General features: G+C 46.0%; 20 protein-coding genes. 8 read left to right on the forward strand and 12 right to left on the reverse strand.

The genetic code is table 11. The features are described 5' to 3' along the window. The first annotated feature begins 69 nt into the window (after positions 1-69). The 5 genes from acs to CHA6605_RS36220 all read left to right on the forward strand — a co-directional run bounded on the left by acs (position 70) and on the right by CHA6605_RS36220 (position 3857). Entirely contained in the window at positions 70-2040 is a 1971-nt protein-coding gene (gene acs, locus CHA6605_RS13630; RefSeq protein ID WP_015160023.1) for an acetate--CoA ligase, read from the forward strand. A 426-nt stretch (positions 2041-2466) separates the two neighbouring features. Continuing rightward, entirely contained in the window at positions 2467-2805 is a 339-nt protein-coding gene (locus tag CHA6605_RS13635; protein ID WP_015160024.1) for a hypothetical protein, read from the forward strand. Positions 2806-2807: 2 nt separating this feature from the next. After that, complete coding sequence (locus CHA6605_RS13640; RefSeq protein ID WP_015160025.1) at positions 2808-3011, forward strand: hypothetical protein; 204 nt, start codon at positions 2808-2810, stop codon at positions 3009-3011. Positions 3012-3131: 120 nt separating this feature from the next. Further along, complete coding sequence (locus tag CHA6605_RS13645) at positions 3132-3644, forward strand: transposase (protein WP_015160026.1); 513 nt, start codon at positions 3132-3134, stop codon at positions 3642-3644. Between the two features lie 78 nt (positions 3645-3722). Next, the gene (locus CHA6605_RS36220) at positions 3723-3857 is read left to right on the forward strand and encodes a hypothetical protein (RefSeq protein WP_269744594.1); all 135 of its coding nucleotides are present in this window, start codon (positions 3723-3725) and stop codon (positions 3855-3857) included. Positions 3858-4125: 268 nt separating this feature from the next. Here the strand turns inward: CHA6605_RS36220 and CHA6605_RS13650 are convergent, their stop codons facing one another. Together CHA6605_RS13650 and CHA6605_RS13655 are read right to left on the reverse strand one after the other, a co-directional pair. Further along, complete coding sequence (locus CHA6605_RS13650; RefSeq protein WP_015160027.1) at positions 4126-4584, reverse strand: hypothetical protein; 459 nt, start codon at positions 4582-4584, stop codon at positions 4126-4128. 121 nt (positions 4585-4705) lie between these two features. Further along, a complete protein-coding gene (locus CHA6605_RS13655; RefSeq protein WP_015160028.1) occupies positions 4706-6607 on the reverse strand; it encodes a transketolase C-terminal domain-containing protein in 1902 nt (633 codons plus the stop codon). 429 nt (positions 6608-7036) lie between these two features. Between CHA6605_RS13655 and CHA6605_RS13660 the strand changes: the two genes are divergently transcribed. After that, positions 7037-7798 carry a DeoR/GlpR family DNA-binding transcription regulator gene (locus CHA6605_RS13660; RefSeq protein ID WP_015160029.1) on the forward strand — a complete coding sequence of 254 codons (762 nt, stop codon included), beginning with the start codon at positions 7037-7039 and terminating at the stop codon, positions 7796-7798. Positions 7799-8046: 248 nt separating this feature from the next. Then, positions 8047-9123: a glycoside hydrolase family 10-like protein gene (locus CHA6605_RS13665; RefSeq protein ID WP_015160030.1), complete on the forward strand. Its 1077-nt coding sequence runs from the start codon at positions 8047-8049 to the stop codon at positions 9121-9123. A gap of 16 nt (positions 9124-9139) precedes the next feature. On the opposite strand, the gene CHA6605_RS13670 is transcribed toward CHA6605_RS13665, so the two are convergent. From CHA6605_RS13670 to CHA6605_RS34145, 6 genes are all read right to left on the reverse strand, one after another. Then, positions 9140-10012: a YihY/virulence factor BrkB family protein gene (locus CHA6605_RS13670; protein ID WP_015160031.1), complete on the reverse strand. Its 873-nt coding sequence runs from the start codon at positions 10010-10012 to the stop codon at positions 9140-9142. Positions 10013-10286: 274 nt separating this feature from the next. Beyond that, positions 10287-11411, reverse strand: coding sequence for an aldo/keto reductase (locus tag CHA6605_RS13675; RefSeq protein WP_041548038.1), 1125 nt, complete (start codon positions 11409-11411; stop codon positions 10287-10289). A gap of 213 nt (positions 11412-11624) precedes the next feature. After that, positions 11625-12278 (reverse strand): uracil phosphoribosyltransferase, encoded by a 654-nt coding sequence (gene upp / locus CHA6605_RS13680; RefSeq protein WP_015160034.1) that lies wholly within the window; start codon positions 12276-12278, stop codon positions 11625-11627. Between the two features lie 127 nt (positions 12279-12405). After that, positions 12406-13242 (reverse strand): TlyA family RNA methyltransferase, encoded by an 837-nt coding sequence (locus CHA6605_RS13685; RefSeq protein ID WP_041549329.1) that lies wholly within the window; start codon positions 13240-13242, stop codon positions 12406-12408. Between the two features lie 115 nt (positions 13243-13357). Further along, entirely contained in the window at positions 13358-13756 is a 399-nt protein-coding gene (locus tag CHA6605_RS13690; RefSeq protein WP_015160036.1) for an alr0857 family protein, read from the reverse strand. A gap of 97 nt (positions 13757-13853) precedes the next feature. After that, a complete protein-coding gene (locus CHA6605_RS34145) occupies positions 13854-14024 on the reverse strand; it encodes a hypothetical protein (RefSeq protein WP_015160037.1) in 171 nt (56 codons plus the stop codon). Between the two features lie 199 nt (positions 14025-14223). Here CHA6605_RS34145 and CHA6605_RS13695 point away from each other — a divergent pair, with 199 nt between their 5' ends. Continuing rightward, positions 14224-14580: a hypothetical protein gene (locus tag CHA6605_RS13695; RefSeq protein ID WP_015160038.1), complete on the forward strand. Its 357-nt coding sequence runs from the start codon at positions 14224-14226 to the stop codon at positions 14578-14580. A gap of 122 nt (positions 14581-14702) precedes the next feature. Here the strand turns inward: CHA6605_RS13695 and CHA6605_RS13700 are convergent, their stop codons facing one another. The 4 genes from CHA6605_RS13700 to CHA6605_RS13715 all read right to left on the reverse strand — a co-directional run bounded on the left by CHA6605_RS13700 (position 14703) and on the right by CHA6605_RS13715 (position 16691). After that, the gene (locus CHA6605_RS13700; RefSeq protein WP_041548040.1) at positions 14703-14912 is read right to left on the reverse strand and encodes a hypothetical protein; all 210 of its coding nucleotides are present in this window, start codon (positions 14910-14912) and stop codon (positions 14703-14705) included. Between the two features lie 28 nt (positions 14913-14940). Continuing rightward, positions 14941-15450, reverse strand: a complete 510-nt coding sequence (gene apcB, locus CHA6605_RS13705; protein ID WP_015160039.1) for an allophycocyanin subunit beta — start codon at positions 15448-15450, stop codon at positions 14941-14943. Positions 15451-15688: 238 nt separating this feature from the next. After that, positions 15689-15967: a hypothetical protein gene (locus CHA6605_RS13710; RefSeq protein WP_015160040.1), complete on the reverse strand. Its 279-nt coding sequence runs from the start codon at positions 15965-15967 to the stop codon at positions 15689-15691. A gap of 184 nt (positions 15968-16151) precedes the next feature. Then, positions 16152-16691 carry a gamma carbonic anhydrase family protein gene (locus CHA6605_RS13715; RefSeq protein ID WP_015160041.1) on the reverse strand — a complete coding sequence of 180 codons (540 nt, stop codon included), beginning with the start codon at positions 16689-16691 and terminating at the stop codon, positions 16152-16154. Between the last annotated feature and the right edge of the window lie 53 nt (positions 16692-16744).

The following is a 16744-nucleotide window of genomic DNA, read 5'->3' on the forward strand; positions in this document are numbered from 1 at the left end:
TGCTGAACTGAACCTAACTGGGCGATAATTAACTACATAATAATTGATAACCAATCTCCGCTCCCTACCATGTCAGATATATCCATCGAATCTACGCTCCAAGAAGAGCGGCTATTTAGTCCCCCAGCAGCATTTTCTCAAGCCGCACAGATTAAGAGCTTGGCAGAATATGAAAGCATTTACGCCCGCGCCCAAGCCAACCCAGAACAGTTTTGGGCAGAATTAGCCCAGAGCGAACTGCATTGGTTTAAAAAGTGGGACAAAGTATTGGATTGGCAGCCCCCATTTGCTAAATGGTTTACAGGTGGCAAGATTAATATCTCCTATAATTGTCTCGATCGACATCTAACTACCTGGCGTAAGAACAAAGCTGCATTAATTTGGGAAGGCGAACCAGGCGACTCGCGCACGCTCACTTACGCTCAATTGCATCGCGAAGTCTGTCAGATGGCGAACGCGCTCAAACAGATGGGCGTAGCCAAAGGTGATTTAGTCGGGATTTACATGCCGATGATTCCCGAAGCCGCGATCGCGATGTTGGCGTGTGCGAGAATTGGGGCGGTACATACCGTCGTCTTTGGTGGCTTTAGTGCCGACGCTTTACGCGATAGATTGGCAAATGGTCAAGCTAAAGCGGTAATTACTGCCGATGGTGGTTGGCGCAAGGATGCGATCGTCCCGCTGAAAATTCAGGTGGATAAAGCCTTAGAAAATAATGCTTGCCCTACAGTTGAGAGCGTATTAGTGGTGCAACGCACCAAGCAAGACATCGAGATGCTAGCGGGACGCGATATCTGGTGGCATGAAATTCAACCCACCGTTTCCGCAGATTGTCCCGCCGAGGAAATGGATGCCGAGGATATGCTATTCGTCCTGTATACCTCCGGTAGTACGGGCAAACCCAAGGGAGTAGTTCACACTACTGGTGGTTATAACCTCTACAGCCACATCACCACCAAGTGGATCTTCGATCTCAACGATACCGATGTCTACTGGTGTACCGCCGACGTCGGCTGGATTACCGGACATAGTTATATCGTCTACGGGCCATTATCCAACGGCGCGACCGCAATCATGTATGAAGGCGTCGCTCGTCCCTCCAATCCCGGCTGCATGTGGGATATTATCGAAAAATACGGTGTCACCATCTTCTACACCGCTCCCACCGCCATTCGCGTCTTCATGAAAATGGGCGAAGAATTGCCCAACGCTCGCAACCTCTCCTCCCTCCGCCTCCTGGGTACCGTCGGCGAACCGATCAATCCCGAAGCCTGGATGTGGTACCACCGCGTTATCGGCAAAGAAAAATGCCCGATCGTCGATACCTGGTGGCAAACTGAAACTGGAGGCATCATGATTACCGCCCTCCCCGGAGCAATCTCTACCAAACCAGGCTCCGCCACCCGCCCCTTCCCTGGCATCATCGCCGAAATCGTCGATCTCGATGGCGAACCCCTTCCCGCCAATAGCGGTGGCTACCTTGCCGTCAAACACCCCTGGCCAGGAATGATGCGCACAGTCTACGGTGACGACGAACGCTTCCGCAAAACCTACTGGGAACACATCCCCCCCAAAGATGGTAAATACATGTATTTTGCAGGCGACGGCGCGCGTCAAGATGCCGATGGTTACTTCTGGGTCATGGGACGCATCGACGATGTGCTCAACGTCTCTGGGCACCGTCTGGGCACGATGGAAGTCGAATCCGCCCTCGTCTCTCACCCCTCCGTCGCCGAAGCAGCCGTTGTCGGCAAACCGGATGAGATTAAAGGTGAAGAAATCGTCGCATTCGTAACTTTAAATAGTAATTATGCTGGCGATGACAACTTAATTAAAGAGTTAAAAAAACACGTCGGTAATGAAATCGGCGCGATCGCCCGTCCTGGTGAAATCCGCTTTACCGACGCGCTCCCCAAGACTCGATCGGGTAAAATTATGCGCCGACTATTACGCGATTTAGCCGCAGGGAAAGAGGTGTCTGGCGATACTTCGACACTAGAAGATCGCAGTGTATTGGATAAATTGCGAGGAAATGATTAGGTAAATTAAAAAGTTAAAAGTTGCGGCTCGCGCTCTGGAGATTTCCTCCAGAGCGACTTGGAAACCAAATCGATCGAATCACCACGATTGCAAATCGAATCGCGATCGACATTTGCTAGTGGGGTTGGGCGGGTTCGTTCACAATTTTTGGAATTTGGCGATGATTATTTGCATAAACCCGCCCTCCCCACCGATAACCGTTGGCATAGTCTACCGTAGGTAATCGATCGCCACCATCTATGAATTATATAGATCGAATCAAATATCACCATCTATAAATCCTATAATCGATCGAACATTATCATCTACGCACGATCGAATCGCGTTGGCGTAGCCGCGCTCGAAGCAGGTAATCGTTCAAATATCTCCGTCCCAAATCTGATACAGTGAAACAGGAAATCAACCTGTAGCTAAATTTACCTGTCAATGGCTAAATTACCAGATCCAGTTATCTCGAATATTTTTATTATCCAACGCAGAATAATTGAATGCCTTGATTCTACTACTGCGACAGAATTTCGATTATTTGAGCGGATGGGTGAAACAGCCGAAACGTTGCCAGAACTTGAAGAACTTCAGAATATTAAGGAGAAACTACGATCGAAATACTCTAGGCTTTATAATCTGCTATTAAGAATCGCGGAGTCTCAGCCCATTGCATCTAAGGATATGTTAGTTTTGTTGTATCGGTCGATAGAGTCAACCGAAGCTTCGCTAAATGCCAGCATTGCCAGTCTGCAAGAGATTCAACGTAATTGGAATTAGTTATGAACGACCAATTTAGAATTCCCGATCCTGAAACTAGAGCAAAATCGATCGCTAGTCTCAAAGCAGCTAGTCGGTTATTGGATTTATCTAATTTACAGTTAGATGAAGCGATCGCATTTGTCGAAAAAGATTTACGCGAACAACAACGAGCTAGATTACTATATAAATCTAACTCAATCCCTACAAACAAAATGGATAGCTAGTTTCGATCGATCGACCATAAATAAGGATGATTACTTGCATAAACCCGCCCCTACAGATCCTAGAAAATACGATCGATCTAATCATGTATAATTCTGGATTAGATTTAATTGCTATGTACGATGAAATACAATCCTGATTTCCATCATCGGCAATCGATCCGACTCAACGGATATGATTATTTGAGATCTGGTGCCTATTTTATTACCATCTGCACCGATGAAAGAGAATATCTATTTGGCGATATCGTCAACGAAGAGATCGAATTAAACACATTAGGCGATATTGCTCGATCTCATTGGCAGCAATTATCGCAGCATCATCCAAATATCATTATGGATGAATCGATCGTGATGCCCAATCATTTACATGGCATTATTGTTTTAGAATCATCGACGGGGAGCACAAAATCGATTTCCGAAATTATTCGAGGTTTCAAAACATTTTCAGCCAAAGCAATTAATAAAGAACGCGGTTTGCGCGGCGTTTCTGTCTGGCAAAGAAATTATTACGATCGCATTATCAGAAATGAATTAGAACTCGATCGTGTCAGACAATATATTATCAACAATCCCCGCAATTGGGACACAGATAAAAATAATCAAACCCAATCCGTCATTCACACAGATCTGTAGGGGCGGGTTTATGGGATAACTTACGGAAAATTCTATAAATCTCGAACGAACCCGCCCTCCCCACCAGTAACCGATCGCATGTCATCATCCACGAATTTAATCGATCGATCGTCACCACCGCATCCCTACAATCGATCGCATATCATCATCCACGATCTCGATTGGGCAAAGCCCACGCTTCGCGAACGAATCATAATCGATATTGGCTGGTGAGGTTGGGCGGGTTCGTTCAATATTTCTGGAGTTTGGCGATGTTTATTAGCATAAACCCGCCCCTACAGATCTGATAAAATACGATCGAATCCTCAATTTTCACCCACATATTCGCCTGTACGGGTTCGTAGGGGCGGGTTTATGCGATCGATTCCGCATAATTCTAAAATCTAAATCAAACCCGCCCTTGCCCACCAATAACCGATCGAACATCACCACTCCAAATCCCCACAATCGATCGAACATCATCATCTACGCACGATCTTCATCAATCATCTTCAACCCATATTTGTAAACCTCTAGTTAACCGATTATTTAGATATTCTGTAATGACATTTATACACCTCTTAAAATCTTCTACACAAGATAATTTTTGTTCATCTGTATCCCCATAAGCCTCTAGATATAAATCTGTAATTGTTAACAGAGAAAGTTCTTCTAAAAATAATTTGATGTTTTCAGTTGTTGATGGGATATTTTCATCTAAATCTATTCCACAATAGCTATTGATTGTTAAGGTAGATGCCATTTCCCCAGTGCCATCATTTTCTCGCAAATAACGTTTCATGATGCCGCAACAAATCGGATCGATATAGATATCACTGATATGGAGCGCATCAATCCATTTACCATCGGCAGATCTGGCATGAAATATCATCCCCCAATAATCTGCATAGTCACCATGTGCAAACTGTTTATCTATACTTTCTGTGCCAGGGAATCTCATCTTTATATTTTAGATATTCACTATGTGGATTAGATATATCAATATTCATGCTAACATTACACACAAAAAATGCACGAGCCAGAATTACCTTCCAACTCGTGCGTCTCAAAACCTAACTCTCCTAACCGATCAACTTCTTAACCGCAGCCATAATTCCAGCCGGATCGATACCTTGATGTGGGAACTGCTCCCATAGACCACCACAACCCTCGATATGCGTACCGAGGTGATTGTAATTAGGCTTATAACCGCGCTCCAATAACTGCGAACCGAAGCGACTGCCTAAACCAGTTTTACGGTTGAAAGATTCGACCATTAATACCATTGGTGACTTACCAATTTTTGCCATCATTTCTTCATCGATCGAGTTTAATGTTGGCTTATTAATTAGACCGATATCGATACCCTCTTGTTTGAGGCGTTCGACTGCATCTAACGAGCGGTATAAGGCTTCACCAAAACTGACGATATATCCTTGAGTACCTTCACGAATTACTTCATCTTTACCAGAGACAAACTTGTAATCGCCGCCGAAGAAATCCTTGCCGTTGGTATCTAAAATTGCGGGGACTTTAGACCGAGTCGAGAATACAAATCGCAAACCTGGATTGTGGAAAATTGTTTCCAAACAGGCGCGCATTTGATTGGGATCGGCGGGGAAGTAGAGATTGGTGGCATAGCCATCGCTCAAACCATTGTCGGCGAACATGTTGTTCAAACCGAAGTGGCAAGTGTTGTCTGCCATATCGTCAATCCCAGAGTGGGAGAAGTGGCTGAGGACGTTGGAATTGTTCAACCGCGCCATCGTGATTTCGGAAATACACATTTCTAGGAACGCGCTGAAAGTGCCGAAAATACCTTGTTTGCCTGGTTCCATGCCGAATCCAGCAGCGGCGGAGAAGTTACCGCGCTCCATGATGCCGGAGGAGATGAAGACTTCAGGATAGGCATCGTGAATCTTTTTCAGACCGCAGGAGCCTTCGAGGTCGCTATCGATGACCTTGACTTTTTCGAGCCGCTCGGCTGCGCTCATCCGTCCGAGAATGGCGACAGCCGCATCGCCGAAGACGTTGCGGTTGGCATCCCATTTATCGCTCGAACCCATAAAGGTATAAGTATTTTTGGGTGCGACGATGCCTTTGAGGTGGTCGGCTGCGGCTTGTTGACTGTGGGATTCGAGATATTCGATCGCCAGTTTGACCGAAATTACGTCGTGTCCGTGGGTTTGGCCTTCTAAGCCGACGATGCCAGGACACATGGGGCGATGGTTGATAATCGCGATCGGCCCAGCAGTATTGACAGCTTTGCAGATTCGTGCATATAAGTCATCGATATCTTCGCCATTGCCTTCGAGGATTTGCAAACCATGACCGACTAAGGTTTTGGCAACGGTAGTACCGACGAGATATTTGGAAGGATGACCCGCGATTGTGACATCGTTATCATCGATAATCAGTTTGACATTGAGATTCTGAGCGACAGCTAACCGTGCGGCTTCAGCGTCGTTACCTTCTTGCTGCGAACCATCGGAACCTAAGCAGAAGGCGATTTTATTGGGGTTTGCCATCGCCACACCGTTGACGTAGGGCCACATGTGACCCAACCGACCGGAACTGAATTTTACACCAGGAGTAAAGCCTAATTCTGGGTGTCCGGGTAAGTGAGAATGCGCTGCACGGTATTCCATCAACCGTTCGGCAGGTAAATCACCATTGAGGGTAGACATCAGGTACTGAGTTGCAACGCGGTGTCCGGCTTCATCGAAGAAAATCGGCACGTATTTATCAGCCGCACCACGAAATAGCGCATCGAGAATCATCACTTCTGGCACGGTATCGAATGGCCCACCCGTGTGTCCGCCTACACCACGCGCTGCACCAGTCGCCGTGAAAAACACGATCGCGTCGCGACAGAGTTGGATATTATCTTTGAGGCTAGTTTTTTGCTCGTTTGTCAACGTGGGATTGCTGACATCTAGGCTGATGCGTTTGTAGGCTGAGAGATCGATCGGAAATTTAGTCATAGGTTTAATTTAGTGAATAGTGAATAGTGGATACTATTAATTTCTACGGAGCTAGGGTGGAAATCCCTTCCGAGGAGCGGCGGTTTTATATCTCCTTTCGGAGAGGCTTTCCTTCGGAACGCTTTCCTTCGGAACGCTTTCCTTCGGAACGCTTCGCGAACGCGAACGCCAACGCGAACGCCAACGGAGGTTCCCTCCGAATAAAAAAACCGACAAGACAGGGATGCCCGTAGTGTGGGGCTTTGCACTGAGCGAGGTCGAAGGGTGGGTAGATCTCCGCAGCAACTCAACTCGATCGGTTATTTTGCGTGAAAATGCGTTATTTTATATTTGAAAGCAAACAAACACTTAAAAACCAGCATGAAAAAGAGTATATACTAACAAACAGGCATTAACAAGACTAAACCAGCAGTTCCAGGCAAACCACTGATGCTAACAGCCGAGCGCAGACAATTCATTCTCGAAATTCTCCGCCGCGACAAGAAAGTGCTGTCCTCAGAACTAAGTGCCGTGCTCAAGGTATCTGAAGACACAATTCGACGTGACTTGCGCGAACTAGCCGAATCTGGACTCTTACAGCGCGTCCATGGCGGTGCCTTAATGGCCGCTCCAGTCACTGCTAGCTATACCGAGCGGCAAATGCAAGCCCCGCAAGAAAAAGAAGCGATCGCGCGCGCGGCGGCACAATTAATTCGACCCGGACAAGTGGCGATTTTGGATGGTGGGACGACTACACTTCAGGTTGCGCGTCAGCTACCCTTAGATTTAGCCGCCACGATCGTCACAAATAGTCCACCGATTGCGATCGCCCTAGCCGAACATCCCTATATTGAAGTGATGATGCTGGGCGGACAATTGTATAAAAAAGCGTTAGTAAATATCGGCGCAGCCACGATCGAAGCTTTGGGAATGATTCGCGCCGATTTATGTTTGCTGGGGGTTTGTAGTCTGCATCCAGAGATCGGGATTAGCGTGCAAAATTTGGATGAGGCTTATATCAAACGCGCGATGATTGCTAGATCTGCCGAGGTAGTTGGCTTGGCAACTGCCGCCAAATTAGATACTGCGGCTACTTATGTGGTGGGTTCGATTCAGGCACTAACTTATTTAGTTACCGCACCAACGGTAACAACCGCACAATCGATCGCTTATCAGAATTTAGGTGTAACGCTGATTCGGCACGATCGATAGATGCTAGTAGTCTACGGCTTAAATCTAGTTACTATTTTGGCGGGGAGCGGGGAGCGGCTCGCAGCACAGAGGTTTCCTCCCGGTTGTGTGCGTCAAGACAAGACAGCGGGGAGTTGGGAGGGGTGGAATCGGAACCTAAAATGCGCCGCCTAGTGCTAGTAATTAATTAATAGTCTGCGTCACAAATTTTCGTACTATTTTCACAATAAATGGTATTCTAATTGCTGCCGCCTACTACTAGCAATAATATGTTAAAAGCTGTTTGGTTGACTAACATCGATAGTCAAGTGATGAACTCCCGCAAAAATCTGGCGGAAGGAATGCAGCGATTAGCAGATCTGGGCTTTAATACAATTTATCCAGTAGTTTGGCAACGGGGTTATACTATCCATCCGAGTGAAGTTGCCAAGCAATGGACTGGAGCTGCGATATTACCTAATAGTCCATTTGTCGGGCGGGATGTATTGACAGAAATTATTGAATTAGCTCGCCCGTTAAAAATGCGAGTTATTCCCTGGTTTGAATATGGATTGATGGTGCCGCCAAATTCTACGATCGCGCGCAGACACAAAGAGTTATTAACTCTCGATATCAATGACAATCCCCAACGAGTTCAAGGGGCAAATGGTGAATTAGATCCGAATGTTTGGTTGAATCCCTGTCATTACCGCGTTCGTAAATTTATGGTAGATTTAATTACCGAAGTTGTCAGAAAATATCCAGTTGCAGGAATTCAACTAGACGACCACTTTTGCTTTCCCCAAGAGCTAGGTTACGATAAATTCACTCAACTCTCGTTTCAACAACATAACCTTGGCGAAATGGCCCCGATCGAGCACGATAGTGAAATCTGGATCGAATGGGGGGCGGAGCGTTTAACAGAATTGTTACAACAGATTGTCAGCAGTGTGAAATCGGTGCGGCGCGATTGTATTGTATCGATTTCACCAAATCCACTTAGGTTTTCTCGCTCTCGCTATTTAGCCGACTGGCAAAGGTGGCAAGAATTGGGATTGATGGATGAATTAGTATTACAAGTTTATCGCGACAGGTTGGAAGCATTTGAACTCGAATTGAGTAAACCAGAAGTTCAAACTGCTCGCGCTAAAATTCCTACTTCGATCGGGATTTTGGCAGGATTGAGAACGCGACCGATTTCTAGCCAAATTATCAAAGAGCAAGTAGCAGCAGTCTATGCCCAACAATTTAGCGGATTAGCGTGCTTTTTCTATGAAACTTTATTTCACGAACAGCTTGTTCCCAATCCGGTGAGTAGGAGTCGATCGCAACTCTCCGATATTTTCACCCTATCTCAACCGTTATAAAAAGCTGGATCGATCGCTAACTTTGATGCTTGATTCTACCTCGATGAGAACCATATTTTCTAGTGTATACCTGCGTAAACTCTGCTCCAAATAACATAATTTGCACCGAATAATAAATCCAAGCCAAAACCGTGACTACAGATCCGGCTGCACCGTAAGCCGAACCAAAACTCCCATTTCCTAGATATAATCCGAGTAATTCCTTGCCCACACTAAATAGAATCGAAGTAAAAAGTGCGCCGACGAGGACATCTCTCCAGGCAATAGTAATATCGGGAAGATACTTGTAAATTAGCGCAAACAATAGTGTAAATACACCCAAAGAGATTCCCAGATTGAACAGTTTCCAAAAGCTTTCTAATGCTGGTACTAGTTGATTGGTAAATGTGCTCAATGCTGATAAAGCTGCACTGACTACTAATGAAACCATCAAAATAAAGCCGATCGTAATTACCATTGCAAACGAGAATACGCGCTTGCGAACGATCGCTTTGACTCCAGCTTGCGGCGATGGTTCGACATTCCAAACGGCATTCAAAGAGTCTTGGAGTTGAATGAAAACTCCTGACGCACCAAATAGTAACGCCACCGTACTAATAATCGATGGCACGATGCCATTACCAGCCTGGGGATTTTGAGTATTGGCTAGAGCTGTCTGTACCACCTCTGCACCTGCTTTGCCCAGCAATCCTTGGATTTGGGTCACCATCTCGCCCCTAGCCGCTTCTTGCCCAAATACAGCCCCCGCCACAGCCACCGCAATCACCAGTAAAGGCGCGATCGAGAACAATGTATAGTACGCCAACGCCGCCGCCATTTGCTCGACTTTATCCTGTTGCCACTCCGCGACAGTTTCTTTCAATAAGCCCCAAATGCTTCTCAACTTCATATAACTGCTCGACAACGATGGTTCATCATCCATTTTTAGCAGCTCGCTTTAATTCTACCCTCTCTCTAAAGAATGAAATCTCTACTCGCATCAGTACGGTAGAAGAGATAGATGAAGGGGTAAGGGTGGACTGTACCACCGTAGGATAAGTGGATACTTAAGTTTACGATCTACTATTCATACCAATTTAAAAAACGATCCCGACAAATGGAGCGACAGACTCTATATACAGCAAGGTTTTCCAATCCAAAATCGTATCACTATTCACTATTCACTAATCCCACAATCTCCGACCCTGACGAGTATGCAGCTTCTCGTGCGCATCGGCTAATAGTTGCGGAATATTCAACTCTTGCGGACACCGGGGCAAGCAATCGCCACACTCATTGCAACGATTGGCTTTCATGCCTGGAAACCAATGTCCGGCATTCTCAAACATCTGATAGCGATATTTGGCGTAATCGCTCATCTCATAAGCAACTGCGAGATTTCGCAACCTCAATACTTCGGGGATATTAATCTGGGCGGGACAAGGCAAACAAGCATAACATTGACTGCACAGATCGGTATTTAAGCTAGTCTGTAATTGACGACCTAATCGATCGATAATTGCCCTTTCATCAGCCGTCAGTGGATAGTTGGCATCGGCGATATCTAATGACGGGTAGAGTTCGTCAGGAGTAGCCGCGCCCAGACTGAGCGTAGTAATGCGATCGTCAGCCAACAGCCAGCGATAATTAAATGCTAACGGGGTTAATGGCGCACACAAATCTACTAGATTTGACGGCGGGGTGTAGAGTTTGCCACCTTTATCCGCAGGGGAAATGATAAATATCCCCATGTCGTATTTACTCGCTAGCTCGATCGCGGGAGCCAGTCGTTGGTAAAAGTAATAGTAATGCAGGTTGATAAATTCAAATAATTGCGTCTCGATCGCCGCTAAAATCAGCTCTAAGCTCCCATGCGTCGAGAATCCGACGTGTTTGACCTTACCACACTCGATCGCGTCTGCAATCGCCGGATAGCTGCCATTTGCTACCCAATCTAAATGTTCGGGAGTGTTAATCCCGTGGATGCCCACACAGTCGATGTAATCTACTTGCAACCGTTCTAAAGATTCATCGATCCACTGTGCCATCAACGCTCGATCGGGTGTCGGCGGCAGTTTCGTTGTAATATACAATCGCGCTCGATCGACTGGTAATTGGCGTTGAAGGGCTAGTCCCAAATATCGTTCGCTCTGTCCATATCCTCTTGCTGTCTCTAGATGGTTAATTCCCAATTCTACAGATTGGCGCACGGTTTGATAAGCTATTTCTGGATCTGCTAAACAGCGCATCGTCCCCAGAGAGAATGCGGAGAGTAAAAGATTAGTTTTGCCAAAACGACGGTAGTGCAATTAGGCTTGAGGGGGTAGGCTTTAGGCTTTAGGTTGAAAATAGTAGGCTTTAGGCTTTAGGGGTTAGGCTTTAGGCTTTAGGCTTTAGGTTGAAAATAGTAGGCTTTAGGGGTTAGGCTTTAGGCTTTAGGCTTGTAAATGGTTGTTTGTTGGAGCTTTGACTCAACCAGGCATTTTCCCTAAAGCCTAATACCTAAAGCCTAACACCTATACTTAGGTTCCAAAAGCTCGATCGCCAACATCGCCCAAACCAGGAACGATAAAACCAACTTCATTGACATGTTCGTCAATCATTGCAGCATAAATACTCAGGGTGGGATACTCCTCACTCAGCTTTTGTAAGGCTGGAGGTGCGGCAATAATTGCAATAATCCGCACGTATGCCGGATCGATGCCTCTACTGACTAGCTCAGCCATCGCTTGCATTATCGTGCCGCCAGTTGCTAACATCGGCTCGGCAATAATAATCCGCGTCTCTGGATCGAAGCGATCGGGTAATTTATTTAGATAGCAACTTGGGAGCAATGTCTCTTCATTGCGTACCATTCCCAGATGATAAATCGCTGACTCTAAGGGTAAGACAGACTGAATCCCTTCAACTAATGTCAGTCCCGCTCTCAAAATGGGCACGATCGCTAGTTTAGTCTGGGGATGGACGAATGTCGCGGTAGTTTCAGTTAATGGTGTCGGAATTTGAATATCGATCGTCGGTAGCCATTCCCTAATCGCTTCATAAGCCAACCACTTGCCCAATTCTGCCAAGGTTTGACGCATGATTTTGGGCGTAGTCTCGACATTCCGCGCCATTCCTAACCAGTGTTTGATTAATGGATGCGGCGGGACGTAGACGCGTAATTGGATTGCCATAATTTGGTTGGGAGTTGGGGAGTGGGGGAGTGGGGGAGCGGGGGAGTTGGGGAGTGGGGGAGTGGGGGAGTGGGGGAGTTCAAAATCACTATCAACTATCCACTATCAACTATTCACTACCCTCTACCTAATTCAATGCCTGTCGTGCGGATTCGGTCATGGATCGAATTTCGCTTACATCTGGTACCGTGACTGGTTCATCACCATTTGTATTTAACCACAATAAATACTCAATATTTCCGGCGGGGCCGACTAGTGGCGACCAGGTTAAGCCGCGATAGTACCAGCCTAAATCTTGCGCGGTTGCTAATACCCCAGCAATTGCCCCGGCTTGCGCTGCTAAATCTCTGACTACTCCATTCTTACCGATCGAGCCTTTACCCACCTCAAATTGCGGTTTAACTAGCAATACGAGTTCTTTTGGCGGTGCCAGTAACAAGGCTAATGCTGGTAAAATTTTATTTAGCGAAATAAACGAAACATCGACGACTCCTAAGTCAGGGAGAGGTACTGGATAAACACCCTCGACTGGCTCGCCATAAAGTTCGGCGGGTGTCAAATGCCGAATATTCGTGCGCTCGCGTAAAGTTACTCGCTCGTCTGTCCGCAGTTTCCAGTCTACTTGTCCGTAGCCAACATCGATGCCGTAGACTTGTTTGGCACCTGCTTGCAATAAACAATCGGTGAAACCACCTGTAGAAATACCGCCATCGAGGCAAATGCGATCGAGTGTGGCAATTGCAAATGTTTTGAGAGCTTTGGCTAGTTTTTCACCACCACGCGAGACAAATCTTGCTCTGGCTTTGACTTCGACTGTCGCTGTAAGTAAAATTGCCGCACCAGCTTTATCTACAATCTCGCCGTTGACTCGAACTTCTCCCGCTTGAATCCAGCGTTGTGCCAATTGACGAGATTCGCATAGGTTTCGTTCTATTAGCAGTAAATCCAGACGTTGTTTTTTCAAGTCAGCAACAGGGCAGGGGGAAACGATCGATCTTAAAAATAACATGGGCTAGTGGCAACTGGCCGAGATCGATTTGTCTATTTTTTGTTATAGTTTTGACTATACCCGATTGTCGCTACCAGACCACTCCATCACTAGCAACCGATCGGCTATTGGCACTGCACCACAATTGCCACAAATACAACTCTACTCGCTCGGTCAATTGCGAGACAAAGATCCCTTCGGAACTATCTACATCAGTCGCCAGCCAATAGCCACTGAGTCCGATTTCTACTCGATCGAGATCGCACCGATTGACGGTTACAGTGTTTTCTTGTTGTTGATCGAGATAAAAACCGATCGCCGTAGCTTCACAAACCAGATCTGGTAGTAGAAAAGCAGCTTTTTCTGAGGTAACGTACAGCGTTTGACCGATACTAGTGGCGAAGATTAGCCGTTGCTCTACCCAATCCTCAATGTCAGAATCGAGCAGCTCTAGATGTAAATCTGTTTCTGTATATATCAATTTCAACATAAATCTTCACGGGATGGAGGAAGTTAGACTGCTATCTCCTCGCTGTAGCTTAAAGAATAATTGTGAGGAAATTGTGAGGATGGCAGAAATAATTATTCTAGACGGAGTCAAGTTCTGAAATCGAGCTAGAGCCTAAAGTTTGTTCTGCAAGTACTTTTTGGCTAAATCGTTCGCATTGGCGATCGCGGCTGTAACTCGATAATGCTTGACGGAAAACTTTTAAGTCGAGCGTTGGTGGAGATCGCCCTTCCCAATAACTGGCTTCCATTTCTACTGACGATCTGCTCTAGGTAATGCTTACACTAACGTTATCCTAAATTCCGTAATGTTTAATGCAGAAAAATATGACAAATATGCATCAATGCTGAATAATTAGTTAAAGTTTGGAAAATATTTGCTATTTATTGCAAAAAATACTACACTAAATACACCACCCTGTTTATCCAATTGCTCGGAGCAACCAACAAATGCATACACTCAAGCGTACACCAACCACCGAAATGGAGGTTACTAGCATTCGGCTAGAACGCGAACTCAAAGAACGGCTGAAAGAAATTTCTGGACATCAAGGTTATCAAGCATTGATCCGCGAAGTTTTGTGGAAATACGTACAGCAAAAGTCTGGCGATTATCGTCATCGATTTACGTCTGAAGATATCCGCGCTACTGTTGCGGCAACAGCCAATGCTGAAGAACGTTGCGGCATTACGGGTAAGATTATCAATCCTAACGAACCAATGTTATTGGGTTTGACTAGTACCTGCGATTTTATTCCGCTTTCACTCGACAGTCTAACTGCCGTAGCTCAAGAGCCAACCGCTTAATAACCGCTAACCGCGATCCGAGGATCGCGGTTACTCTCAATTCAGATTGGATAGCCGAAATTATTCAGAGTTAACCTCTACATAATTTCTCAAAAAAAAGCGATTGCTAACTCTGTTACTAATTAACCATGAGTAGCGATCGCTTTTTTGTATATTTCGATAGATTTTAGCGCACTGGGCATCAATAAAATGGTCGGCATTGCCAACCGATTATCTCGATCCCATCGCAAATGGCTCCAGTTGGCTTTCCAAGCTGGAGCTGCGCTAATTGATATATTTATTAGATGTTTGGCTGGCGTCAATAACGAGCTATGCGCTCGAAAAATGTGCATCCGTATAGCTAGGCTCGGTGCTTAGAGATTAGAGATCTCGTTCGCTGATCTCACGAGTCATATGGTCGAATGGTGCATCTACACAACTAGTATCGGCGACACCAGAGGTAGCGAGCAGATCCTTAACCAAATCCTTCATGATTTGAACCCCACGCACTGTCGGAGCGATCGGAACGCCTAGAGAGTTGTAAGTCTCCCGCAAGCCTTGAAGGACTCGCTCATCTAAAACATTGGTGTCTCCAGCCACGATCGCGTAACTAGCATACCGAAGATAGTAATCCATATCCCGCAGACAAGCAGCATAACGTCTAGTGGTGTATGCATTCCCACCAGCACGGATCAATTCTGGTAATTCTTCAAATAACTGCGAAGCCGCTTTCTTGACGATTAAGGCTGCATTGGCGTTGATTACGCCCGCCGCAGCAATTCTCGCCGTGCCAGTCTCGAAATAGGATTTTAAGCTATCGATGGCATTCCGGTCTAAATAACGACCTGTTATATCGTAAGTTTTAATGAGATTTGTTACAGCATCCCGCATGAGATCGTCCCAACAATAATTCTTTTATCGGTTTATCAGTATCGCAGAAAACCACCCCTCTCTGGCATAGCTACGTTACAATTCGCAATTGTATTCTAAGATTTGACTCGATTCATTTTGCTAGGTTGGCGGGGAGTTGGGAGCGATGAATAGGCATCTTATGCTCTCAAACTCAATAAAAATCAGCCCAAGCGTTGCGGGAAACGCTTGGGCTGATAGATGTATCGTTCGTGTCAGTTTAATGGCTGCTGATGACCTTCTGGGCACTGTTGTTAACCTTATTCGGTTTAGACCATGGTAATAACCAATTAAAGCTAGTTCTTGGCTGAGAGATTAAGGTCAACTCCTCTGGATAGCGCGGCTGGGGATCGTTGGCCAGCACTACTGGTGGCACCATATCGGGGTCGTAAGCAATAACGGTATCTACAATCCCCGATCGAGATTTTACTTCTACCTTTTGTCCGGGACGATATACAGCTATTTCTTGCGCTTCGCTCCAGATTGCTCGCTCTATCATTACTACGATCCCCGTTATACTACTGATTAATTTTACTTATCTTTAAGATACTCAAATTATCTAACAGGAAAATGAAATTTGGTTAATTACGATACTTTTTTTTAATATTTTGTTTTGAATCTCTCTGCGACAGGGCTGAAAGAGGGGGGAGCGAGGGGGAGACTGATGGCAAGGATGGAATTATTTACTTAAAGCCTAAATCTGTGCCGCTACCCGCATGGATCAAAGCTAATTGCGCGTACTTCTTCGCGTGGAGAATCAACCCATCTGCTTCGGCATCGTCGATTTGGCGTAGACATTTAGCAGGCACTCCCACCATTAACGAACGTGGCGGGACATCTTTTGTCACCACACAACCCGCACCAATAATGCTACCACTGCCAACGCGGACGCCATCTAAAACAATCGCGCCAATCCCAATTAGGCAGCCTGTTTCGACATAAGCTGAATGAATGACAGCGCGGTGTCCGACTGTGACGTAACTCTCTATAGTAGTAGGTTGTCCGGGATCGCCATGCACGATCGCACCATCTTGGATGTTAGTGTAAGTACCGATCTCGATCCGCTCGACATCACCGCGTACTACCGCACCATACCAGATACTCGCACCAGATGCGATCGAGACTCGTCCCATGACGGTGGCGTTCGCTGCGACAAATGCTGCTGCAGAGACATCTACAGGCGGCCAGAAGGTGGGTAAGTTTGGGTTGTGAGGGGATTTCATGCGGGTTGGAGATTTTGGATTTTGGATTGGCGTTATAGATAAACCTGTTGGCT

Source organism: Chamaesiphon minutus PCC 6605, assembly GCF_000317145.1.
Lineage (GTDB): Bacteria > Cyanobacteriota > Cyanobacteriia > Cyanobacteriales > Chamaesiphonaceae > Chamaesiphon > Chamaesiphon minutus.